Origin of the sequence: Amycolatopsis panacis (genome assembly GCF_003600245.1) — a bacterium.
GTDB classification, from domain to species: Bacteria; Actinomycetota; Actinomycetes; order Mycobacteriales; family Pseudonocardiaceae; genus Amycolatopsis; species Amycolatopsis sulphurea.
This window is the reverse complement of sequence record NZ_QZFV01000085.1, coordinates 37,235-57,950: the sequence shown is the minus strand read 5'-3', so window position 1 is coordinate 57,950 and position 20,716 is coordinate 37,235. Positions and strand designations below refer to the sequence as shown.

Below are 20,716 nucleotides of genomic sequence, written 5' to 3'. Positions count from 1 at the left end.
TCACCAGCCGACCGCGACCTCCAGCCATTGCGGGTCGTTGTGCGAAACGAACGAGGACTGGCCGGCCGCGTCGTCGTAGGGGAAGCCGTATGCGCGGTTGTCGATGCCGTGGTCGTGCCAGAACTTCGCGTAGTAGTTCGCCGGTGCGGCCTGGTAGAAGCGCGCCGGGTCCTGCTGCTGGCCGGCCGGCAGGTCCGCGGTGTGCCGGTTGAGCGCCGCGCACTTGTCCGCCGCCTCGGCCAGCGAACCGGCGCACGCGGCGATGTTCCCGGTCGTCTCGTCCACGCCGGCCGACCGGGCATAGTCGGTGAAGTAGTTCTCGTTCTTGCCACCCGGCTGGAAGTCCGGGCTCTTGCCCGGTGCCAGGATCCGGTCCTGTCCCTGGGCCAGGCCCTTGAACTCGTCCGGCACCTCGCTCTGGAACCGGGCGAAGGTCGCCGCTCGGTCCTCCTGGAAGGTTTCGTAATCGTCGCCGACCTGCGTGTCGAACCCGTCGCGGGAGTGCAGCCGCATCGCGAGCTTCAGGCCGAAGGCGTCCACCCTGGTGGTGTTGCCGTTGAAAACGTGGTCTCCCACGGTGAACTCGATGAAGTCGGTGTACTTGCCCTCCGGCGAACCGAGGAAGAAGTTCATCCGGCCGGACGAGTTCGCGCCCATGTCCACGGTCGGCTGCTCGGCGATCGAGTGCGTCTGGCCGTTGAAGCTCCAGTACACCTGGTCATCCGGGTATTTGCCGTTGGTGCGGTTGAGCACCTTGACGGTGAGCACGTTCTGCGCGGGCGGGATCGCACCGGTGTCGCCCCAGAACGAATCGGGCGGGGTGCTGCCCGGGGCAGCCGTCGCGATCGGGGCGGACAGCCCCATCGCGGCGAGCGCGAGCACTACGGCGAACGCGGTCCGGCGGGCGGGGACGGGCATGGTTGCTCCTGACGCGTCGAGCGGACCCGCGGGGCTTCCCCGCGGGCAGGCAGGCTCGGCACGAGGGCGGAACGCCACGGCGGGCGCACGACCGGGCCGTCAGAAAGATTCTTACTACTGAGGTTCTCTGTCAAGTATTGCCTCCCCCTGCCGGACGTCCACCTGCTGGGAGCCGGAACACCGCCGCCGGCCCGGGTGTTCGTCCGGGCAGCAGCCGCCCGTGAAGGAGGACCAGCCGTGCCGCCGTCCACCCGTCCCCTGCGAAAACTGGGGTTTCTCACCATCGGCCTGTTCGACGGCGAAGATCCACGCCCCGGGCACGAATCCACGCTGCGGATCATCGAACTGGGCGAGCAGCTCGGCTTCGACAGCGCGTGGGTGCGGCACCGGCACCTGCAGTACGGCATCTCGTCCCCGGTCGCGGTGCTCGCCGCGGCCACCCAGCGCACCCACCGGATCGAGCTGGGAACCGCGGTCATCCCGCTGGGCTGGGAAAACCCGCTCCGGCTCGCCGAAGATCTGGCCACTGTGGACGTTCTGTCCGGCGGACGGCTCAATCCCGGCGTGAGCGTCGGCCCGCCGAGGCACTACGACAAGGTCCGCGAGGCGCTCTATCCGGACACCGGCGACCTGGAGGACTTCGGCTACGGCCGCGTCTCCCGGCTGCTGTCGCTGATCCGCGGCGCACAGGCCTCCGGATTCCATGGCCAGGAAGGAATCGAGGTGTTCTCCGACCGCGTCCAGCCACAGTCCTCCGGCCTCGGCCGCCGCCTCTGGTACGGCGGCGCGAGCAGCCGTTCGGCGCAGTGGGCCGGCGAGCAAGGAATGAACTACCTGACCAGCAGCGTCGTCCGCGCCGAGGGAGCCGGGCGGTTCGAGGAGATCCAGCTCTCCCATATCCAGACGTTCCGCGCGCACCATCCGGAAGGCGAACTCGCCCGCGTGTCCCAAGGCCTCGTCGTGATCCCTACTGACAGCGCCACCTCGGAACAACGCGCCAAGTACCAGGCGTACGCAGCGAAACGGCTGCCACGCACGACGCAGCCGCAAGGCCCGGCGAAGATGCTCTTCTCCCCCGATTTCGTGGGTTCCTCGGCGGAACTTGCCGAGCGGCTCGACACACACCTCGCCTTCCGCGAGGTCGATGAGGTCGCCTTCGCGCTCCCGTTCACCTTCGAGCACGAGGACTACGTACAGATCCTCACCGACCTCGCGACCCGGCTCGGCCCGCGGCTGGGCTGGAAACCGGCCGCCTGAACGTCACCGGCGATGCCCCCGCCGCCAGACCGCGCGGGTGTTCAGCATCGCGGAGAGCTGCGTCGTCGGATCCCCGTCCACGAGCACCAGATCCGCCACAGCACCCGGCTCGATCCGGCCGCGGTCGGTGAGACCGAACCGATCCGCGGTCCGCCGCGTCGCCGCGTTCAGCGCCTCCACCGGGCTGAACCCGCCGGCTTCCAGCAGGCGAAGCTCGTCGTGCAGGCTGGCGCCGTGGGCGAGCCCCAGCCCGCCGAGGTGGGAGGCGTCGGTCCCGGCCAGGATCTCGACGCCGGCTTCGCGTAGCCGCGCGATCGAGCGCAGGGCGACCGACAGGTCGGCACCCCAGCCGAACTCCTGGCTCAGGTTGTCCCGCACCGCCTCGTCCAGCCGCGAAGCCACCCGCCGATCGGCCGCCAGCCGCGGACCGGAACCGTCGGCGGCAGCGGAAGCCGTGACCGCGAGCGTGCTGATCACGAACATGTCCTGCGCGCGCATCCTGGTCAGCAGGTCGTCGTCGATCACCTCGTCGTAGAGCAGGTGCGTGACCCCGTCCGCGCCCACGTCGACCGCCAGCCTCGTGGCCGCCGCGCTGAAGGTGTGCACCAGCGCGAGCATCCCGTGCTCGTGCGCCGCCGCCACCGCTGCGGCCACGACATCCGGCGGCACCGTGGGCAGCGAAGTACCCATCGCCGCGCCGTCCTCGACCATGATCTTGAGATAGTCCGCGCCCTCGGCGAGGCGGCCCTCCACGAACGCCGCCGCCTCTTCCGGGACGGCGGCGGTGGGCCACACCGGATCGCCCATCCCGCGCCGTACCTGGTGGGGATGCCCGTCAGGATGCGCCAGGCCCCACGAGGAAGAGCGAACGTCGGCCAGCCCGAAATCCGTACGCACCTTCTCCCGGAGCGGGGCCATCACGGCCGGCACCGACATCATGTCCAGCTCGGTCGTCACGCCGAAGTCCAGCGCGGTGCGAAGCCCTTCCTCGTCGGAGTGGGTGTGGGCGTCGATCAGGCCCGGCAACAGGGTTCCGCCGCGGCCGTCGATCTCCGGCACCCCCGGCGGCACCTCGTGGCCGACCGAGGTGATCGTCCCGTCCGCCACGACGACCACCGAAGCGTCCGCCACCTGCGTCCCGGTGAACACCCGGGCGTTCGTGACCGCGAACCGGCTCACGGCTCCTCCTCACCGCCGCGGCCCCGCCGCGGACTGTATTGCGCAGTACAGAAACGTGTGCGGCAGAATGTATCAGTGAGTACAGCGCCGCTGTACCGAGGGGTACAGGAGTCGCCGTGAGCCACACACCCAGCACCGCGCGGGGCCGCGCGACCCGGCAGCGCATCCTCGACGCGACCGCGGAGCTGATCCAGCGCCGTGGCGTCGCGGCCGTGACGCTGGACGACGTCGAGCGCGCCGCGGACGTCGGCCGCAGCCAGCTCTACCACTACTTCGACGACCGGGACGATCTCGTCCGCGCCGTCGTTCATTCCACTGTGGACACAGTGCTGGCTGCGCAGGAACCGTTGCTGCAAAGGCTGGACTCGCTGGCCGGCATCGACCGCTGGTTCGCCGCGATCGTGGCGAACGGGACCCGCCACGACGCCGTCGGCGGCTGTGCGATCGGTTCCTTGGCCGCCCAGCTCGGCGGCCGCGACGAGCTGGCCCGGCAGGCATTCGTGGACGCCTTCGCCCGCTGGGAGGCCCCGCTCATCGCCGGACTGCGGCAGATGCAGGAATCCGGCGAGCTGCGCGCGGACAGCGACGTTACGGAGCTGGCCGACCTCACCATGGCCGCCATCCAGGGCGGCCTGCTGCTGGCCCAGGTCCGCCGCAAGCCGGACCAGCTGCGCCTGGCGCTGCGCGGCGCGCGGGCCGCCCTCGAAAACGAACTCGTCCCCCGGGCGTAAGCCGGTTAGCTGCCGTTCTCCGGCTCCAGTGCCGCGGTCAGCGTCCGCACGCACAGCGCGTGCAGCTCGTCCCGGCCGATCCGCCTGTGCAGCAACCATTCCACGCTGCTCACCCGCACGAACGAAAGCCAGGCCAGCAACGCCACTCCCACGGCTTCCCGGCGTGGCCCGGGGACTTCGAGCGCGTCCAGCAGCCTGCTCCGCAGCGTCGCCAGCTCGTCGGTGATGATGCTCTGGATCACCGGATCACCGGCCAGGTCCCGGTTCGCCGCCAGCACCGTCGTCGCGTTCGCCTCGAAGTAGTCGAAATGCGCGTCCAGCCCCGCGGCGACCCAGTCGCCCACCGCACCGGGCGAACCGGCCCCGGTCACCGCGACCAGTTCGTCCGTAGCCCGCCGGTAGACCGCCGCGAACAGGTCCCGCTTGCTCGGGAAATACCGGTACACCAGCGCGCGGGACACCCCCGCGGCCGCGCCGACCTCGTCCATCCGCACCTCGTGGTACGGCCGTTCGGCGAACAACCGGGCACCGATCCCGATCAGCTGCGCCCGCCGCGCGCCGGGGTCCAGGCGTCGACCGCTCATCCCGGCAGTTTACTTGACACGTGTACACCAAGTGCCTAGCCTCGCCTTATTGGACACGTGTACAGCAAGGGGGCGGCCGTGCCGGATTACACGTCCACGCTGTACGCCGAGCGTGATGCCGGCGACCAGCGCACCGCCGAGCAGTGGGCCCGCGCCGTCTGGGAGGACGCGCCGTTGCCGATGCGGATGTTCCTGCGCGCCGGCTGGCGCTGCCTCGGCCTGCGGAGCCCCCGGGCGCCGGACCGCGTGCTGGGCTGGACGATCGCCGAGTCCACTCCGGACAGTGTCGTGCTCGAGATCCCGTCGCGGATCATGACCGCCCGCACGCGATCCGGCTCGGCACCGGCTACGTGCAGTGGACCACCGAGGTCGACTTCCACCGCTGCCCCGCGCGGATGCTGTGGTCGCTCGCCGTACCGGTCCACCGCCGCGTGATCCCCGCGCGGATGCGCCGGGTCGCGCGCCCCACCCCGCCGGGCGACCGGCAACACCGCCTCGTCACCAGCGTCCAGCGAAAGCTGATCAATCCGGCGCTGTCCCGCCTGCCCAGCCAGACCCTGCTGGAAACCACCGGCCGTACCTCCGGACTGCCCCGGCGCACCCCGATCTCCGGGCGCCGCACCGGCGACCGGTTCTGGCTCGTGTCGGAATTCGGCCTGCGCTCGCACTATGTCCGCAACATCCAGGCCGACCCGCATGTCCGCCTCCGGCTGCACGGACACTGGCACCATGGCGTCGCCCGTCTCGTTCCCGAGGACGACATCCGTGCCCGGCTGAAGTCCCTGCCGCGGATGGACAGCGCTGTCATCCGCACGGTCGGCACCGATCTGCTCAGCATCCGCATCGACCTGGACTGAGCCCCTCCCGTTTATTCCCGTCCACACCACAAATCCCAAACGCTGGGTACAGCTGACGCGTCCCGCGGTCCGGCGGACACTGCCGGTATCGAACGGTGTCGGACGGCGGAGGGACGCAGCATGACAGCGGTTACCGGACCACGGCTCGCGGTCGCACTGGACGGCGCCGGCTGGCATCCGGCAGCGTGGCGGGAACCCGACGCACGCCCGTCCGACCTGTTCACCGCCGGGTACTGGGCCGATCTGGTGCGGCAGGCCGAAGCCGCGCACCTCGATTTCGTCACCTTCGAAGACTTCCTGTCCCTGCGCACCCCTTCGGCAACCGGCGTACGCACCGACGTCGTGCAGCCGCGGCTGGACGCAGTCCTGATCGCTTCGCGGGTCGCGCCACTCACCTCGCACATCGGGCTCATTCCGACCGCCGTCGTCACGCACACCGAGCCGTTCCACCTGTCGAAGGCGATCGCCACACTCGACTACGTCAGCACCGGCCGGGCCGGCGTACGCGCGCAGGTTTCCGGAAGCCTCGAAGAATTCCGGCACTTCGGCCGCCGGACGCCTGGGAGTACGGAGGACCTCTTCGACGAGGCCGCCGATTACATCGAGGTGCTCCGCCGTTTGTGGGACAGCTGGGAAGACGGCGCCGAAATCCGCGACGTCGCCACCGGCCGGTTCGTCGATCGGGACAAGCTGCACTACATCGATTTCGAAGGCCGCTGGTTCTCCGTCAAAGGCCCGTCGATCACCCCGCGCCCGCCGCAAGGACAGCCACCTGTCGCCGCGCTGGCACACAACCCCGTCGCCTACCGCCTCGCCGCCCGCCAAGCCGACCTCGTCTACGTGACCCCCACCGACCGCACCCACAGCGAGTCGATCGTCGCCGAGGTCCGCGCCGCAGAATCCGGCCGCCACCTGCAGATCTTCGCCGACCTGGTCGTCTTCCTCGACGAAACCACGCAGGCCGCCGCCGACCGCAAGGCCCGGCTCGACTCCCTCGCCGAGTTCACCTCCGACGCGCACGTCTTCACCGGCACCCCCGCCGCCCTGGCCGACCTGCTGCTCGACTGGCAGACGAGCGGCCTGTCCGGTTTCCGCCTCCGTCCGGGCGCTCTACCCCACGACCTCACCGCGATCACCGACGGACTCGTACCCGAACTACGCGACCGCGGCGCTTTCCGCACCGGCTACGAAGCCGGCACCCTGCGCGGGCTGCTCGGCCTGCCCCGCCCCGCCGCCCGTTACGCCGCCTGATCCCGGCTGGAGACCCCATGACCAAGCAGATCCACCTCGCCGCGCACTTCCCCGGCGTCAACAACACGACCGTGTGGAGCGATCCCGAGGCAGGCAGCCACATCGAATTCAGCTCGTTCGTGAAACTGGCCCAGACCGCCGAACGCGCCAAGTTCGATTTCTTCTTCCTCGCCGAAGGCCTGCGCCTGCGAGAACAGGCCGGGCAGATCTACGACCTCGACGTCGTCGGCCGCCCCGACACCTTCACCGTGCTGGCCGCCCTTGCCGCCGTGACCGATCGCCTCGGCCTCGCCGGCACCATCAACTCCACCTTCAACGAACCGTTCGAGGTGGCCCGGCAGTTCGCGTCCCTGGACCATCTCTCGGCCGGCCGCGCCGCCTGGAACGTCGTCACCTCCTGGGACGCCTTCACCGGCGAAAACTTCCGCCGCGGCGGTTTCCTCCCCCAAGACCAGCGCTATGCACGCGCCAAGACCTTCCTCCAGACCGCCACGGAACTCTTCGATTCCTGGCATGGCACAGAAGTAGTAGCGGACAAAGTGACCGGCCAGTTCCTGGACAACGTCACCGCCGGCACCTTCGCCCACCACGACGACCATTTCACCATCGATGGCCAGTTCCCCGTCCCCCGCAGCCCGCAAGGCCGCCCCGTGATCCTGCAGGCCGGCGACTCCGAGGAAGGCCGCGAATTCGCCGCCTCCACCGCCGATGCGATCTTCACCCGCCACGGCACCCTCGAAGCAGGCCAAGCTTTCTACTCCGATGTCAAGTCCCGCCTGGCCGCCTACGGCCGCACCCCCGACCAGCTGCTCATCCTCCCCGCCGCCACCTTCACCCTGGCCGACACCGACGCCGAAGCCCACGAAAAAGCCCACGAAATCCGCCGCGCCCAGGTCAGCGAGCAAACCGCCCTGAAATTCCTCGAACAACTCTGGAACACCGACCTCAGCGCCCACGACCCGAACGGCCCCCTCCCGTCTTTCGACCCGGTCGTAGGCCAGGCCCAGATCGCCCAAGGCCGCGCCAGCGTCCGCATGTACCGCGACCCCGTGGCAACCGCCCGCGAATGGCGCGCCCTTTCCGAAGCGAAGTCCCTCACCACCCGCGACCTGATCATCGAAGTCACCGGCCGCCAGACCTTCATCGGCTCCCCCCACACCATCGCGACCGCCCTCAACACCTACGTCCAATCCAACGCCGCCGACGGCTTCATCCTGGTCCCCCACGTCACCCCCGGCGGCCTAGACGACTTCGCCACCCAGGTCGTCCCCCTCCTCCAGGACCAGGGCGTCTTCCGGGAGGACTACGAGGGCCCGACCTTGCGGCATCACCTGGGCTTGGCGCCGTGATCGACTTCTGCCCCGACCAGCTGGTTCGCTCTCGGCTGATGAGATGACGGGAACATGTGATCTTTTCATGTCGGGGGGTGGGAGTGGTGGCCACCCCCCTGAATTGGGCCGGCCGACTGTCGTATACTCTCTTCATCAGCAAGCAAGTCCGAGTGGCGGAATGGCAGACGCGCTAGCTTGAGGTGCTAGTGCCCTTAACGGGCGTGGGGGTTCAAGTCCCCCCTCGGACACCAGTCTTGGTGAGGCTTCACCAAGCACGTGACGTTTCACTCAACTCTATGGAGTGAAACGTGTCCTCCTAAGGAGTTTTTCGGTCTCACGGGCTGTCATGCCCGATAGTCAGTTCGACGGCAGCGCACTTGCATCCGAGCAGGTTGGCGCGACGATAGGGGAATGACCGAACCCGTCCGGGCACCGACACGCCTCCGTCGCCCCCGGGAGCAATTGATCGCGGCGCTCGTGCCGGACGCAGCGAAACCTCTCCCGTCGCCTGCCCCGCTGCCGACCCTTGCCGCACCGCGCCTGCCCGCCGGTTCCGGGTCCGGGCTGCTGATCGGCACGGCGCGCATTGACCGTACCGGCCGTGTCCACGAGCGCTCGCTGTTCCGCGCCCTCGGGTGGGGCCCGGGCCGGCGACTGGCGCTGGAGACAGTCCGCGGGCTGATCGTCATCGCGCCCGATCCCGGCGGCGGGCACGCGGTCGACCGCCGGGGCGCCATCACGTTGCCCGCCGCGGCACGCCGGATGTGCGGCATCGAACCCGGTCCGCCGCTTCTTCTCGCCGCAGCGGTGCGCGAACAGGTCCTCGTCGTCCATCCGGCAACGCTCGCGGCCCACCTGCTGGCCGAGCACTACCGCACTGCGGCCGGTCTGCGCCGTGAGAACTGACCCAGCCCGCGTCGCCGCCGCGCGCCGCATCCTGACGCAGCTCGGCGTAGACGTCGTCGACCTGCAAGACCAGGACGCCGGCCCCAACGTTCCAACCCTGGCCGACTACCTTCCCCACGTCATCGCCGCGGCCGGCCCCGGCGCGAACCGCACCTACGGCACCTACTGGACCCGGATGCTCACCACCTGGGGTTCACGGCGCCTGGACCAGATCGCGGCCAGCGACATCGAGGCGATGCAGCGCGACATGACCGCCACCGCCCGGTCACGACGCAACAGCCGCCACGGTCGCCACGCCGGCGAGCACGTCGTCGCCGCGGCCCGCGCCATCTACAACCGGGCCATCGCGGACGGCCTGATCGCCTCCACCGCCAGCCCCGCACATCGCGTCGCCAAACCACGCAGACTCCCGAGCACCCGACGAGCGCTGACAACCCAAGAACTCGACCAGATCAACACCGCCGCCCGTACCAGCGGCAACGACGTCGTCCTCGACGCGCTGCTGCTGCGCCTGCATACCGAAACCGCCTGCCGCCGCGGCGGCGCGCTCGGCCTGCGCCTGACCGACCTTGACACGCACCACTGCCTGGTACGGCTGGAGGAAAAAGGCGGCACCGTCCGCTGGCAACCCGTCAGCCCCGCCCTCGCGCTGAGCCTGGCCGACCACGCCGCCGCCCGCGGCACCACCCTGCACACCGACCAACTCCTCCGCTACCACAACGGCCGCCCGCTGACCACGCGGCGCTACGACCACCTCTGGTACCGGCTCGGGCAGGAACTTCCCTGGATCGCCGCCCAAGGCATCTCCACGCACTGGCTGCGCCACACCACCCTCACCTGGGTCGAACGCCACTTCGGCTACGGCGTCGCCCGCGCCTACGCCGGCCACACCGACAACACCGGCCCCGCCACCACCACCTACATCAAAGCCGATCTCCAAGCCGTGGCCACAGCCCTCGCCGCCATGACCGGACAACCACACCCCCTGGCACGTCCCTAACCCGCCCGAAGTCAGCAACAGGGAAATGTCCGATGCGTCCAACGGTGTGCCCTCACCGGTGCCACTGATGCAGTTCGATAACGCAAACGACACCACGCCCAGCATCATGTCAAGCCTCGGGTTTGGTGGAGACGGGATTAGTACTCCAGCAGCACTTCGTGATCTATGGTGCATCGTCGCTGGTAGTGGGCTTGTCGCGCGCGGTATTGGTGGCGTCTGCGCCAGTGGGACCAGGCCCAGGTCACGACGCGGTCGACCGGTGTGGTGATCAGGTGTGCCAGGAGACGCTTGGCCTCGCCCAGCGTGACTGGGATGGGGCTGCTACCAGGGCTTTGGGGGCAATCGCGGCAGTGAGTGGCCGAAGCCCTCCGCGACCACGCCGATCCGCAGCCCGCCCTCAAGTTTCTTCAGCTCCGCGGCGTAGTCGACACGATGGACATCGCTCGGCTGACGTGGGTCCTTGCTGTCGGGCCCGGCCAGGACGGTCAGCATCGCCGCCGCGTCCGCCACGGTCGGCGTGATCGGGCCAAGGTGGTCGATCGACTGCTCGATCGGGAACGCACCGGTGTACGGGACCAAGCCGAACGTCGGCTTGTGCCCGACCACACCGCAGAACGCCGCCGGGATCCGGATCGACCCGCCCTGGTCCCCGCCGAGGGCGAGGTCGACCGCGCCCGAGGCGACCAGCGCCGCGCTCCCACTCGACGATCCGCCGCTCGACCTCCGCTCGTCCCACGGATTCCGCACCGGCCCGTTCTTCGCGGTGTGCGATCCGCCTGAGAAGCACAGGTCCTCGCACACTGATTTGCCGGCGATGGTCGCGCCCGCGTCCAGCAACCGCGCCACCACGGTGGCGTCCTCGGCGGGCACGAAGCCGCGGACGGTCTCCGAGCCGTTCATCATCGGCACGCCCGCGACGGCGATGTTGTCCTTCACCGCGACTCGCCGCCCTTCCAGCGGCCCGCCCGAATCGCCCGTGATGTCCGTCGTGACATACCAAGCGCCAAGCGGGTTTTCCGCTGGTTCGGCCCACCCGCGCCGCGGCGGTCGCGGCGCGGTCTGCTCGTACAGGTCGTCGATTGCCTGCCACGAACCGAGCAGGCCCGCGGCCGCGCTGTGATAGACGGCCAGGTCGTCCTCGGCGATGTCGAGCCGCAGCTCGGCCGCGAGCCCGGCGATCGCATCCCGCGACGGAAGCTCCATGCCGATCCTCCTCGTGTTCCTCTGCTTGGCCCGCCAGAGAACGCGCCGCACCGAGGCCGGTCAACGCAGCCGGAGAGGTTGGATAGCGACAGACAACGTCGCGGCACCGAGATGCTCTGCGCACCCGTGACTAGGCACGAAAGACTTGACCGGCGCCCGTGGTTGGCGCACTGTTGTCGGATGCCGGGTTGGCACCCCATCGCCACCGCCGACCGCCCGCCCCCGGAACGTGCCAAGTACTGGCGGGTGTGCGTCAGCGACCAGTTCGTCCGGCTCGCCGTCGAGCCCGCCGCAGGGACGCTGCGCGGAGAAGTCGAGGGCAACGATCTCGCGGAGACCCGGCTGCGGCGGATCCGCGCAACCCGGCACGCCTTCGAGCGCCGAGCCAGAGACATCCGCGCCGGCGACCCGGCGGTACTGCACCTACTGCTGTTGAACCACGGACGAACCCGGGTCGAGCAAGACGGCCGCATCGCGGCGCTGGTGCCCGGCAACCTCCTGCTCTACGACAGCTCCCGCCCGTTCCGGTTCGAGACAAGCAGCGAATTCCAATTCACGATCTGTCTGCTGCCGAAGCGGTTGCTGCCGTTGCCTGAGCGGGTGCAACGGGACCACACCGCCCGCGTCTTCCCCACGGCCGACGGGATCGGCGCCGCCTTGGCACCGATGCTCACCTCGCTGCTGCGCCCTGCCTCCACCCCCGCACCCGGGCCAGCAGCAGGCGGTGCAACAGGCCATCGTGAACATGTACGTCGCGCTGATGTCCGACGAGTTGGACGACGGGGCATGCCCCGTCCGTCCACCTGTCCATGGCGAAGTCGTTCATCGTGCGCAATCTGGGCGACCCGGACCTGGCCCCGGCGGATGTTGCCGCGGCAGGCAACATCTCGCTCAGTTATCTGCACCGCCTGTTCGCTGCTGACGGTGCCGCCGTCTTCGGATACCTGCGTGAGCAACGGCTCCAGGCCGCCTACCGGGATCTGCTCAACCCAGGCGGTGAACCCGTCGTGCGGATCAGCCAGCGATGGGGACTTCGAAGCGCGGCCCACTTCAACCACCTGTTCAAGAAGCGCTTCGGTGTCGCGCCTGGCGAACTCCGGCGAACGTCGTCTGGGGCATGATCCGTGGCGACCCAGCACGAGCGTCGCCCGGCAGTTCGGCTCTGCCCGGCGTTCTGCTAGGACACATTCGGGGCGGCACTGTGTTTCGCCGCCCCGTTGACCACATCCGCGGGAAATGCCTCGCGGTGAACGCCCTCGTCCGGATGTTTGTTAAGCGCTTGCAGCTGGTCCGCGACCTCGGGCGCTCCGTAGCCGCGCACCACCCCGATGAAGTTGTCCACAATGTCGTAACTCTGCTTCGGAGTAAGCCGTCCGAGCAGACCGATCACTGCCTGCGCGATCAGGACCGGCATGGCTGGCTCGTGCCATTGCGCAAGCTGGGCCACGAGATCGTCCCCGTCCAGCACCCCGGCCAGCTCACCAAGCCGCGGCGACCTCTCCAGCAGGGTGTAGACACGGGCGGTGGCAGGGTCGGCGAGGCACTCGTCCCGGATGAATTGAGCACGGGCGCGGGCTTGTTGCCTGGCAAGTTCGTCAAGTTCGAGTTCGTGGCGCATCCGCTGCACTTCTCGAGCGCGTGCGGCGGTCTCCTCGTCGAGTTTGACCCGGCAATACACGTCGCTTATCCGGGCGTCCTTGGTCGATTTCGACGTCAGCTCTGCCAATTCGCCGGCGACTCGGTGCTGAAGGTAGCCGCAACGGAGCCCGCCGATGCGGCGGGCCGCAGGCCGGATGACCTTGTCCGCGGCCGGGACGATCAGGTCCAGCGGATCGGGAGGCGACTGGCCGCGACGTGACCGGACACGTGCGCGAACGGTCAGAGTGACCTTGAACGCGACGTCGTCATCCACACTCGGATAATGGTCATGGTGCACGTAGTCCCGCAGGTCGTGCCAGCGCCCCGCGCCCCACGTCATGCCGCGTGATCCGTTCCGTCGGCGGGGTCCTCGCCGCGAAGGCGGCGGGAGAAGTCACCGTCGAAGAGTTTGGTCAAGTTCAGATAGATGCGTTCACGTTCAGCGGTATCACTGCCATCTCCGGATTCGTGCCAGGTGAACACATAGTGGCGGAGGTGCTCGCGCGGCGAGACAACGCCCGGTTGTTCGGGATGATCCACCGCCTTGCGCAACAACCCGAGTACTTCGTCCCGCAGGTCGGACCGCCACATTGCGACATCCAGCCACTGGTGCACGGTCGCGTGCACCACGGATTCGGCTTCTTTGCTTGCCTGCGGCGAAAGCAAGACGGTCCAGCCGGCGGTCAGGCCGTCGGGCGAGGGAGTGAAGCAGACGTCGTCGCGTCGAGCGAGAAGCGTGGGAATGTCGTTGTTCTCGTCGGTCTTCGCAGCTAGCGCACTGAAAGCCCGATACGCGACCGCGGCGGTGTCGACGTTCTTGCACCAAGCGATCACAGTTTCGAACAGCGTCTCCCGCACCGACGTGTCGTCCCACAACGTGATGACGCTGCGCTCGACAGCCTTGGCGATCTCCTCGTCGGCAACCACGGCGACATGCCTGAGCCGACGGAGTGCCTTGCCGGTGTGCCGCCGGCCGAACTCAAGGCCGCATACCTCCGCGACTGCTCGCCACAACGCGAGGTCTTTCCTCTTGGCCCATTTCAAGAGCATGGTGTGGATGTAGCGGTGCGTGCTGGACTGAGTGGCGGCCTCGTCGAGTGCCGCGACGAAGACTGGCCACAACTTCGAGTCGTGCCACGTGTCGGCGAGCTTGCCGAGCGGTTCCGGGCGCTCCTGCCGCACCGCCCAGTGAACCGCGAACCGGGCGATGCGGGCCGCGAGTTCTTGCAGCTGGTCACTGGAAACGGAGTCGAACGTCTTCCCGTGCGTGTCGGTTGGCGCATCCGCCAGCCAGGCCATGAAAGCTGCGCGAGAAAACGGGCGATCAGTCCAGAAGTAGTGCAGTGCCGCGTCGTCCCATCCGTCGTGCCGGAACACGACGGTGTCGTTGTCCGAGAGATCGGCTTCGACAGCATCGACGAGTTCGATGATGCCGGGTGCGTCGAGTGCGGCGAGGCCCGGTTGGTCCTGGCCGCTGAGCGTTCCCTCCAGCTTGCTGGCCAGCGCGTAAACATAGGAGCCGGGCGCACCGGGCAACGCCGCCGCGGCGAGCAGGAAGCTTCGTTGCACGCTCGTCCGCTCTTGCTTCCGGTGCCACTCGAGCAAGGGCTTGCGCCAGTTCCGCTTGGCTTCCACCACGGTCTGCACCCGGCGGGCGAACCAGCGGTCACCGCCGTCGGAGAGGTCCGCATAGTCCGGATCTTTGTCGTCCGCCTTGATCGCGACCAGCTGGTCCGGATTCGCGCGGTGCGCCGAGCGGATCAACTCGACGATCTCGAGAACTTCAGCCGGCGGCCGACCATCAAGCATCCGTTGGATCGGCTTGGCCTCGAGCCAGCGAGTCACGTCCAGCTCCGGCTCCCGAAACCGCAGAGCTTTCCGCACCATGTCCGCCGGCACCGCGGCACCGATCTCGGCTTCCATGTCCTTGACGTCCTCGTCCACGCAGCCGGCCCACTGCTCAGGACTGATCAGGAAAATCAACCAGGACTCGCGGCGCTCGAGTTCTGCCGCCAACTGGGTGAGCGTCATGCGGAAGAGCCGCGAATGAAGCCGGAAGCCCTCCTCGTCCGGTGGGACCTCGACCACATACGCCCAACGGCGGTGTTTCGCGGGCAGCCGGTCGACCGGAAACGTTTCGCCGCCCCCGAAATGCAAGGCTCCGACCTTGACCTGCTGCCGGCTCTGCCGGCGGAGAGTGGCGAGCATTGCGTGAGCGATCACCGTACGGCCGGTACCCGGCTGCCGGGCGATGGTGAGCAGCCGGGCACCGTCGCGCCATTTCGCGTAGGTGCTGTCGAAACCCTCGGGAGGCGCGAACAGCTGCAAGGTCAGATTGAGGTAGTCGTCATCGGCGTTGAGGTGCTCGAGCGCCGCCTGTACCTCGTTGACGACCTTAACGCCGTTCATTTCACCGAGTACGAGATTTCCGGAGAAGGTGGACTGCACGCCGGACCCGTCCGGTCCGACGTTCAGTTGCGGATGCTCATCAGACCTGCGCTCTTCGACGACTGGAGGCTGCCACGGGGAGAAATCTTCTCCCACGGGAGCAGGAGACGTTGACGACTCCCCCACGTTTTCGGATATCGGCACCTCCTGCGGCCCCAACCGCTGTTCGCCGCCAGTCTCGTCGGAGGGCTGGCTCATCCGATCGGCCCGTTGATTTCGACAGCGGTGAATTCCCCGGTCTCGCGGACCACGCCGTCGTTGAACTTGACGGCCACCCTGGCCGTACTGGCGATCGAGGTCGCTTTCACCGCAGTGGCAGAACCATCGATGTCAGCGCGCTCCATCTCGACCTCGACCCCGCTCTGCTTGAGTCCAGCGGCCAGGTCAAGAGGCTGCCCGGTCAACGACTCGACGTGCCGGCAGACGGCGTCGAAGGCCTCGACCAGCTCCCTGTCGGCAACCTCGAGCCGAGCGCCGTCGACGATGTACTTCCGTAGAACTTCAACCTGCCGTTCCAGATCATCGAGCGTGCGCGCTTCCTGATCGCCGGTCTTCGTCTCTGCACCGGCCGCGGACCGGCGCTTGTCCAAGACTTTGCCGGATTGGTCGAACACGAGCTTCACCAACTGGGGAAGGACGGCGGCGCTGACTGTGGTCAACGTTAAGGGGTCAGGCACGAGACACTCCCGGAACGTGGAGACACCGGCGTGCGGTCAAATCGCAGGCCGGCCGACGGTCACTGTCGGTCCCGACACACTCGCACAGAGGCAGGGGCTCCAGCCAGCAACAATCAGCGTTTCCACACAGCTGGACTGTTCTTCCTTAAATCTCGATCAATTGCGTATCCAGCCGCAAGCCGAGTGCACGGTATCCGGCGGCTACACCAGTCCGGTCGAGTCGTGCGGCTGATCGAGAATCCGGTCTCGAACCCTGCCGAGCGCAGCAGCGATCGTCTCCAGCTCATCAGGCGTGAGGTCATCCGCAGCTCGCGCGCCAGGCCGCCGGCAAGGCGGACAAGAACTTCGTACTGGACGTCGGTAGGTCCCGCGTCGCGCTTGACCTGCTGGTCCAGCAGGGCGGCTGCGCCGTAGAAGGCATACCGGGCGCGCGTCTTCCCCGTGTCCATCCGGAAGAAGTCGTAGTAAGAGTACGGAGCATCGGCGCAGCTGCCTTGGCCGGCCAGCGCCTGCAGCCGACCGCAACGACGCCGTCCGGCCTGTTCTTGGCCCGACAGCGTCGTCGCGGTGCCGGTTCCCGGTCGCGGTCGATGATCCCTGCCCCGGTCCGCGAAGGCGAAACCGTGGGTAGTCCACGCTGGCGACTCAGAATGTCGCCAACCGGAATCAGTTTCCGCGCCTCCGCGGTCAGGGTGACGGACCGCCGCCCTGACCGTCAGACAGCGCACCTCAGCGCCGGCGACGCCTCACTCTTCGACCGCGATGAACCGGCAGGGAGCTGCGCCACCGTTGCGAACGACGAGCGGCAGAATGATCATCCGGACCCTGTTCGCCCGGATTTCCGAAGCCTCGACCAGGCACTTGCAAATCGCGAGCGTACTGTTCAGCAGCTCCTTGTATCCGCCTTTGCCGGCCTCCGGCGGCAGTGTGGGACGCCTCACCTGATTCGGCCCCGGTTCCGGAGAGTCCAGCAGTCGCTCACTCGCTTCGATCGAAGGCCACGGCTTCGGACGGGGAACCAGTTGCTCAGCGCCCGCGGACCAGCTCCAACCCTGGTAGCGCGCCGTCATGATCAGCGGCGCATGCGTCATCAGGATGGCGGACTTGTGCGCGCGCATCGCTTCGCTCATCTCAACGCACGCGTCGTAACTCCACCCCGGCCCATCCAGGACGTAGCTGGGGCCCATCTCGAACGCACGGGACTTGCTGCCCCAACCCGTTCGCACCAGTACATCGTCCCCCTCGCGGTAGTCTGCTTTCTCGACCGCTCGCTGGATGTCCTCGCCCGTGATCTCGTACCGTTCCGTACCTGGAACGTCCAGAATGACCGTGGGCCGGAGAACGAGCGACTCCAGCCGTACCTCGTCAAGGCGCTCGGTGAAGATGCCATCGTCGGCGAACGGCATCGAACCGTACGGGGCGTTCGGCGCCCACACCGTCATGAACGGGCTTCCCGACTCCTCATCGATCTTGTAAGCTGTACGCCGCATACCATGCCATTCATACTGAGAGCTTGTCTTATTTGGCGAGTTTCTTGTAGCAGGTGATGGTGGCGCCGAGGGTGAGGAAGGCGAGGTAGTGGCTCGGTTTGCGTTCGTAGCGGACGGTCAGGCGCCGGTAGCCGGTCAGCCAGGCGATCGTTCTTTCAATCACCCACCGGTGTTTGCCGAGTTTCTCAGCGGATTCGATGCCCTTGCGGGCGATACGAGGGATGATCCGGCGCTGGCGGAGCCAGTCACGCAGGGCGGGGATGTCGTAGGCCTTGTCGGCGTGCAGCTTGACGGGCTTGCTGCGCCGTGGTCCGCGGCGGGAGCGGACGGCGGGGATCGCGTTGACCAGGGGTTTGAGTGCGTGGCTGTCGTGGGTGTTGGCCGCGGAGATGGCGACGGTCAGCGGCAGGCCAGCCCGGTCGGACAGCACATGGATCTTCGAGCCGGGCTTGCCGCGGTCGACCGGACTCGGCCCGGTCAGTCCGCCCCTTTTTTGGCCCTGACGGACGCTCCGTCGAGGACCGCGCGGGACCAGTCGATCATGTCCTGGCTGCCCAGTTCGTCCAGCACCGCCCGGTGCACATCGCGCCACAGTCCCGCGGCCGCCCACTCGGAGAACCGGCGATGCGCGGTGGGCACCGTGACCCCGAAGCTCGGCGGCAGATGCCGCCAAGCGCACCCGCTGGTCAGCACGAACACGATCGCCGTGAACACTGCCCGATCGTCCACCCGGGACATTCCGCCACCCTGTGGGCGCGTCTTTCCCGCCGGGATCAGCGGTTCCACCAGCGCCCACAACTCGTCGGGCACCAGCCGCCGCGACAATTCGTCCATCACAAGTCATGATCTTGCCCGCACCTCAACCAACATCCAAGTGAGACACGCTCTAAGGACCGCGACCGGCGTGAATTGTGGCCGATTTGTCTCACCAGTGGCCTGACGTTTGACGATCCAGAATGCGAGCTGCTTGAGGCCACCTGGGATCTTGTCACCCAGCGTGTGTTCGGGCACGAGACGCATACCCAGCTGGCGTAGCCCGTCTGCCCATGCTGCAGCGACACGGAAGTCCGGATCGTCATCAGGATCGTTCGGATCTCCGGGGATGAAGAATTGGCTGACCATGCCGGTGTCGGCGCAGCCACGCCGGACGGCGAACTTCGGATCTCCGACTAGCGCAACCGCTGCTCCAACTCACGGATCCGGACGTCCTTGTCCGCCTCCGAACCCGACTCCACCACACCCGAAGGCCGTCTCCTTTGCTCATCGTTGCGGACCCCACACCCGCACCGTCTCCGCGTTCAACCCCAAAATGCTTGGCCGTCCGCGCGATCGCACCACGCCCCGAACCGAGCTCCCGCTCCAGCTCAATCACCATCACGACCGCGCACAGTCCGAACCAGCCAGCGGGATGGCGGTGTCGAACTTCCTTCGCACATACGACAAGTCGTCCAGCAGCTGCGACGATGTGACCCGGCGTGTCCGTCCATTGCCGACCAACGAGCACAAGGGCAGCGCCCCGGTGTCGGCCCACCGCAGCCACCCGTCCTCGTCGACATAGCTGCGGGTGCGGCCCGCATTGTCAGGATGAACGCAGTACGGGATGTCCAGGTAGCCCCTCGCGAACGCGCGCAACAGCGCCGTCCCGATGTCGGCGTGCAGGTCGAGAACCGCGTTTACCAGGGTCAACGCCTCGCGATAGGTCTGCGATTCGGCCTCAACTGCCGGGTGGGCCACCGGCACGGCCTCCGCTGCCCGTGCTGCGTGTTCCAGCGCGGCCACGTTCTCCGCGATGGTGGGGATCCGACGCGACTCCGCGACCGTCTTGACGATGATCCGTTCCGAGCCGGTGGTGACGGCGAGGTCGGCGGCCTGCGCGAGCAACCGGTAGGCGCCTTCGTCGGTGGTCGGGAAGACACCCATGTAGGCGTAGATCACGACATGCCAGTCCGACACCGGCAGCAGCTCGGCGCACAGCCTGCGCAGAGCGATTACCGCTTCCCGGTCCTGTGCCGCGTCGGTTTGCTGTGCATAGCTGACCGAGACGCTGGCTATCCCGTGCTGGCAGAAGAACAGCGCTTCGAGCACGCTCATCGCTACCAGCTGGCTCGGCGGGCAGAGCTGGCCGAGCATGCAGCCGCCGAAGGTTTCCAGGTGCGGCTGGACGCCCGTCGCGCGCAATTCGGCGAAGCGTCGCACTGCTTCTTTCCAGTTGCCCACCGACTCTGCCAACGGCGTGCGCCCGTAGGGAAGGCAGTATGAGACCGGTCCGCCTTCGGTCGCGTTGAGGCGCAACGCCATGAGCGCGGCGAAGATGTCCCCCGGCGCAGCTGAGCCATGCCGGATCTGGACCGGGAAGTCGTTGTCCTGGACCGCGGACAGCACCCACCTCGTGGTCGCCCTGTCACGGCTCACGATGGGGTATCCGTTCAGGTCGATTCCGTCGCGAAGCGCACTGGCCACCGAGTCGAGGTCACCGACCCTGGTGTAGCTGTCGAGGGTGATCGTGCCGACCGTGGTGGCGGCGGCCAGCTTGGTGGCCACCAGCCCGGCCCTCATCTGCTCCGCGGAGCAGAAGCCCATCCTCGGCTGCACCACGAGCCGTCCCGAACCGCCATTGCGCCGGACGAACCCGCCGAAGTCGACCGCCCGGTCCGGGTCGGCCACACCTGCCCGGCAGACCGGATCTGAACTCACGCTGAGACCTCGACCACCGCACCGGTGTCAATGGCCGAGATCGAGCCGACGAACGTCAGGAAGTCGGAGATACCGCGGCCGCTGTCGTCGAACACAGCGTCGAAGCCGGCGGCCATCAACTGCTCGATCCGCGCCGCGGTGTGCTGGTCGGAGACGCTGAGCTTGCCGCCGATCACCACCGGCGTCGTGACCAGCTGCTGACAGGCGCGCACCTTGTCGATGACACGCAGACCGTCCTGGTGCCCATGGCCGTTGACACTGCTGATCACCACCATCGACGGCGCGACGGCCATGCAGCGGTCGACGAGCACATCGTCAGGGACGCACGGGCCGAGGTTCACCACGTCGTAGCCCAGTTCCTCGATCAGCAGCTGCAGGAACACCAGGTTCCAGGTGTGCGAGTCAGAGGACATGCTGGTGACGACCACGGTCCCTCGGCGTTCATCGACGTCGGCCTGCTCGCTTCCCATCCTGATATCGGGCTGGATCACCTTGTCCTCCAAGCATTGTCTCTATCTGGATCACTCACCGTCGGAGTTCGAACAGGACTAC

20 protein-coding genes, 1 tRNA gene and 2 pseudogenes are annotated in these 20,716 nt (G+C 67.8%); 11 read left to right on the top strand and 12 right to left on the bottom strand.

Annotated features, from left to right (window positions below):
- Positions 1-918 carry a glycoside hydrolase family 64 protein gene (locus tag D5S19_RS16405; RefSeq protein WP_120024218.1) on the bottom strand — a complete coding sequence of 306 codons (918 nt, stop codon included), beginning with the start codon at positions 916-918 and terminating at the stop codon, positions 1-3.
- Between the two features lie 237 nt (positions 919-1,155).
- On the opposite strand from D5S19_RS16405, the gene D5S19_RS16400 reads away from it, so the two are divergent.
- The gene (locus tag D5S19_RS16400; protein ID WP_120024217.1) at positions 1,156-2,175 is read left to right on the top strand and encodes an LLM class flavin-dependent oxidoreductase; all 1,020 of its coding nucleotides are present in this window, start codon (positions 1,156-1,158) and stop codon (positions 2,173-2,175) included.
- A 3-nt stretch (positions 2,176-2,178) separates the two neighbouring features.
- On the opposite strand, the gene D5S19_RS16395 is transcribed toward D5S19_RS16400, so the two are convergent.
- A complete protein-coding gene (locus D5S19_RS16395) occupies positions 2,179-3,354 on the bottom strand; it encodes an amidohydrolase family protein (RefSeq protein ID WP_120024216.1) in 1,176 nt (391 codons plus the stop codon).
- A gap of 116 nt (positions 3,355-3,470) precedes the next feature.
- On the opposite strand from D5S19_RS16395, the gene D5S19_RS16390 reads away from it, so the two are divergent.
- Entirely contained in the window at positions 3,471-4,085 is a 615-nt protein-coding gene (locus tag D5S19_RS16390) for a TetR/AcrR family transcriptional regulator (protein ID WP_120024215.1), read from the top strand.
- Between the two features lie 5 nt (positions 4,086-4,090).
- Here D5S19_RS16390 and D5S19_RS16385 read toward each other — a convergent pair whose 3' ends face one another.
- Positions 4,091-4,669: a TetR/AcrR family transcriptional regulator gene (locus D5S19_RS16385; protein ID WP_120024214.1), complete on the bottom strand. Its 579-nt coding sequence runs from the start codon at positions 4,667-4,669 to the stop codon at positions 4,091-4,093.
- Between the two features lie 78 nt (positions 4,670-4,747).
- On the opposite strand from D5S19_RS16385, the gene D5S19_RS16380 reads away from it, so the two are divergent.
- The 7 genes from D5S19_RS16380 to D5S19_RS16350 all read left to right on the top strand — a co-directional run bounded on the left by D5S19_RS16380 (position 4,748) and on the right by D5S19_RS16350 (position 10,014).
- Positions 4,748-5,104, top strand: coding sequence for a hypothetical protein (locus D5S19_RS16380; protein WP_147397421.1), 357 nt, complete (start codon positions 4,748-4,750; stop codon positions 5,102-5,104).
- Positions 5,065-5,526, top strand: a complete 462-nt coding sequence (locus tag D5S19_RS16375) for a nitroreductase/quinone reductase family protein (protein ID WP_233573971.1) — start codon at positions 5,065-5,067, stop codon at positions 5,524-5,526. The genes D5S19_RS16380 and D5S19_RS16375 overlap by 40 nt, the downstream gene beginning before the upstream one ends.
- Positions 5,527-5,646: 120 nt before the next feature.
- Complete coding sequence (locus D5S19_RS16370; RefSeq protein WP_120024212.1) at positions 5,647-6,777, top strand: LLM class flavin-dependent oxidoreductase; 1,131 nt, start codon at positions 5,647-5,649, stop codon at positions 6,775-6,777.
- A 17-nt stretch (positions 6,778-6,794) separates the two neighbouring features.
- Positions 6,795-8,126 carry an NtaA/DmoA family FMN-dependent monooxygenase gene (locus D5S19_RS16365; RefSeq protein ID WP_120024211.1) on the top strand — a complete coding sequence of 444 codons (1,332 nt, stop codon included), beginning with the start codon at positions 6,795-6,797 and terminating at the stop codon, positions 8,124-8,126.
- Positions 8,127-8,272: 146 nt separating this feature from the next.
- Positions 8,273-8,359: transfer RNA gene (locus D5S19_RS16360), tRNA-Leu, on the top strand.
- Positions 8,360-8,519: 160 nt separating this feature from the next.
- Positions 8,520-9,014 (top strand): AbrB/MazE/SpoVT family DNA-binding domain-containing protein, encoded by a 495-nt coding sequence (locus D5S19_RS16355; protein WP_147397419.1) that lies wholly within the window; start codon positions 8,520-8,522, stop codon positions 9,012-9,014.
- Entirely contained in the window at positions 9,004-10,014 is a 1,011-nt protein-coding gene (locus D5S19_RS16350; RefSeq protein ID WP_120024209.1) for a tyrosine-type recombinase/integrase, read from the top strand. Before D5S19_RS16355 ends, D5S19_RS16350 begins: the two co-directional genes overlap by 11 nt.
- A 321-nt stretch (positions 10,015-10,335) precedes the next feature.
- Here the strand turns inward: D5S19_RS16350 and D5S19_RS16340 are convergent, their stop codons facing one another.
- Entirely contained in the window at positions 10,336-11,217 is an 882-nt protein-coding gene (locus D5S19_RS16340) for an amidase family protein (protein ID WP_120024207.1), read from the bottom strand.
- 111 nt (positions 11,218-11,328) lie between these two features.
- On the opposite strand from D5S19_RS16340, the pseudogene D5S19_RS34155 reads away from it, so the two are divergent.
- Both D5S19_RS34155 and D5S19_RS16330 read left to right on the top strand, forming a co-directional pair.
- Positions 11,329-11,940: pseudogene (locus D5S19_RS34155) on the top strand (AraC-like ligand-binding domain-containing protein); the annotation flags it as partial.
- A gap of 86 nt (positions 11,941-12,026) precedes the next feature.
- Positions 12,027-12,338 (top strand): helix-turn-helix transcriptional regulator, encoded by a 312-nt coding sequence (locus D5S19_RS16330; protein ID WP_120024206.1) that lies wholly within the window; start codon positions 12,027-12,029, stop codon positions 12,336-12,338.
- A 56-nt stretch (positions 12,339-12,394) separates the two neighbouring features.
- Here D5S19_RS16330 and D5S19_RS16325 read toward each other — a convergent pair whose 3' ends face one another.
- From D5S19_RS16325 to D5S19_RS16295, 8 genes and pseudogenes are all read right to left on the bottom strand, one after another.
- A complete protein-coding gene (locus D5S19_RS16325) occupies positions 12,395-13,195 on the bottom strand; it encodes a hypothetical protein (RefSeq protein ID WP_120024205.1) in 801 nt (266 codons plus the stop codon).
- The gene (locus tag D5S19_RS16320; RefSeq protein ID WP_158605545.1) at positions 13,192-15,399 is read right to left on the bottom strand and encodes a hypothetical protein; all 2,208 of its coding nucleotides are present in this window, start codon (positions 15,397-15,399) and stop codon (positions 13,192-13,194) included. The genes D5S19_RS16325 and D5S19_RS16320 overlap by 4 nt, the downstream gene beginning before the upstream one ends.
- A gap of 98 nt (positions 15,400-15,497) precedes the next feature.
- On the bottom strand, positions 15,498-15,962 hold the full coding sequence (locus tag D5S19_RS16315) for a hypothetical protein (protein WP_120024203.1): 465 nt from the start codon (positions 15,960-15,962) through the stop codon (positions 15,498-15,500).
- 764 nt (positions 15,963-16,726) lie between these two features.
- Positions 16,727-17,470, bottom strand: coding sequence for a cyclase family protein (locus D5S19_RS16310; RefSeq protein ID WP_120024202.1), 744 nt, complete (start codon positions 17,468-17,470; stop codon positions 16,727-16,729).
- A gap of 28 nt (positions 17,471-17,498) precedes the next feature.
- A protein-coding gene (locus D5S19_RS16305) for an IS5 family transposase (protein ID WP_233573969.1) occupies positions 17,499-18,304 on the bottom strand; the annotation gives its coding sequence in 2 pieces (ribosomal slippage) (positions 17,499-17,959 and positions 17,959-18,304; 807 coding nt in all).
- 6 nt (positions 18,305-18,310) lie between these two features.
- Positions 18,311-18,622: pseudogene (locus tag D5S19_RS34150) on the bottom strand (hypothetical protein); the annotation flags it as partial.
- A gap of 222 nt (positions 18,623-18,844) precedes the next feature.
- Positions 18,845-20,164 (bottom strand): methylaspartate mutase, encoded by a 1,320-nt coding sequence (locus tag D5S19_RS16300; protein ID WP_233573968.1) that lies wholly within the window; start codon positions 20,162-20,164, stop codon positions 18,845-18,847.
- A complete protein-coding gene (locus D5S19_RS16295; protein ID WP_325050275.1) occupies positions 20,161-20,655 on the bottom strand; it encodes a cobalamin B12-binding domain-containing protein in 495 nt (164 codons plus the stop codon). The genes D5S19_RS16300 and D5S19_RS16295 overlap by 4 nt, the downstream gene beginning before the upstream one ends.
- Positions 20,656-20,716 lie beyond the last annotated feature (61 nt).

Excerpts from the sequence above, each read along its gene's own strand:
- D5S19_RS16405 (WP_120024218.1), bottom strand. The coding sequence starts at position 918 with ATGCCCGTCCCCGCCCGCCGGACCGCGTTCGCCGTAGTGCTCGCGCTC.
- D5S19_RS16385 (WP_120024214.1), bottom strand. The coding sequence starts at position 4,669 with ATGAGCGGTCGACGCCTGGACCCCGGCGCGCGGCGGGCGCAGCTGATC.
- D5S19_RS16375 (WP_233573971.1), top strand. The coding sequence starts at position 5,065 with ATGCTGTGGTCGCTCGCCGTACCGGTCCACCGCCGCGTGATCCCCGCG.
- D5S19_RS16370 (WP_120024212.1), top strand. The coding sequence starts at position 5,647 with ATGACAGCGGTTACCGGACCACGGCTCGCGGTCGCACTGGACGGCGCC.
- D5S19_RS16365 (WP_120024211.1), top strand. The coding sequence starts at position 6,795 with ATGACCAAGCAGATCCACCTCGCCGCGCACTTCCCCGGCGTCAACAAC.
- D5S19_RS16355 (WP_147397419.1), top strand. The coding sequence starts at position 8,520 with ATGACCGAACCCGTCCGGGCACCGACACGCCTCCGTCGCCCCCGGGAG.
- D5S19_RS16340 (WP_120024207.1), bottom strand. The coding sequence starts at position 11,217 with ATGGAGCTTCCGTCGCGGGATGCGATCGCCGGGCTCGCGGCCGAGCTG.
- D5S19_RS16330 (WP_120024206.1), top strand. The coding sequence starts at position 12,027 with ATGGCGAAGTCGTTCATCGTGCGCAATCTGGGCGACCCGGACCTGGCC.
- D5S19_RS16325 (WP_120024205.1), bottom strand. The coding sequence starts at position 13,195 with ATGACGTGGGGCGCGGGGCGCTGGCACGACCTGCGGGACTACGTGCAC.
- D5S19_RS16310 (WP_120024202.1), bottom strand. The coding sequence starts at position 17,470 with ATGCGGCGTACAGCTTACAAGATCGATGAGGAGTCGGGAAGCCCGTTC.